Here is a 1,153-nt window from a genome sequence, read left to right as displayed (position 1 = left end):
CAATAGCATCCCATAACCGGAATGGCTTCTAATATATGTTCCGGTTTATCACCATCCATAATTACGCCACGTTCAGTTTCCAATTTCCATGCACCTTGATTGATATCCAGTACCATTACATTCATTCCTAAATTGATGGCAGCTTTCTGTGTGCTGAGGCGGGTACGTAAACTAGAGTTGAAGAAGATCATCATTAAAGTCTTGTTTCGTCCCAGTTCTACATATTTGAAGCGCTCTTTTTTGATTTCCAATGTCCTGTACACAAGTAAATTTCTTCATATCATTTATTTTTTAATTCTTAATTCTCAATTTTCAATTTCTTCTCGTTTGTCCATCTCCTTCAATGACCCATTTGTAAGAAGTGATTTCCTCCAGTCCCATCGGACCGCGTGCGTGTAGCTTTTGCGTGCTGATTCCGATTTCGGCTCCTAATCCGAATTGTGCCCCGTCAGTGAAAGCGGTAGACACATTGGTATATACGCAAGCTGCGTCCACGATTCTGGTGAATAAAGCTGCACGTTCCCCGTTCTCGGTAACAATACACTCGCTATGTTTAGAACTGTTTTCCTGAATATGTCCTAAGGCATCTTCGAAGCTCTTTACAGTCTTGACAGCCATTTTATAATCCAGAAACTCCGTGCCGAAGCTTTCTGCTTTTGCATGTTCCAAGAGCTCGGCAGGATAGTGGCCTTCCAATGCCTGGTAAGCTTGCGGATCAGCATAAATAATGACACGGCTGTCTTTTAGTTTCTCGCAAATCAGAGAGAGGTCGGCCAGTCTCTTCTCATGTATAATGGTGCAATCCAATGCATTGCATACGCTAACTCTACGTGTCTTAGCATTATGAATAATGTCTGCTCCCTTGTTTGTATCCCCAAATTCATCGAAGTAAGTGTGACAGATACCTGCCCCTGTTTCAATGACAGGAATCCTTGCATTCTCGCGTACGAAATGAATAAGACTGCTGCTGCCTCTGGGGATAATCAAGTCTACGTAGCCCACAGCATTCAGTAACGCTGCCGTAGCCTCTCTATCAGCCGGAAGTAATTCTACAATGTGCGGATTGATTTTGAACTTCTTCAATACTTTGTGAATCACACTGATGATGGCCCGGTTGGAACAATCGGCGTCACTTCCTCCTTTCAATATGCAG

The 1,153-nt window shown here is 43.1% G+C and carries 1 protein-coding gene and 1 pseudogene; both read right to left on the bottom strand.

Going from position 1 to position 1,153, the window contains the following annotated elements; genetic code table 11:
• Positions 1 to 279: pseudogene (locus AB5935_RS27370) on the bottom strand (acetylornithine carbamoyltransferase); the annotation flags it as partial.
• Positions 280 to 312: 33 nt separating this feature from the next.
• A partial coding sequence (locus AB5935_RS27365; protein WP_368328023.1) for a glutamate-5-semialdehyde dehydrogenase occupies positions 313 to 1,153 on the bottom strand: 841 nt, incomplete at its 5' end.

Source organism: Phocaeicola sp. RTP21198st1_B8_RTP21198_201120 (assembly GCF_040929485.1).
Classification (GTDB): Bacteria; Bacteroidota; Bacteroidia; order Bacteroidales; family Bacteroidaceae; genus Phocaeicola; species Phocaeicola dorei.
The sequence above is the reverse complement of the archived record's forward strand: the minus strand, read 5'-3'. Positions and strand labels throughout refer to the sequence as shown.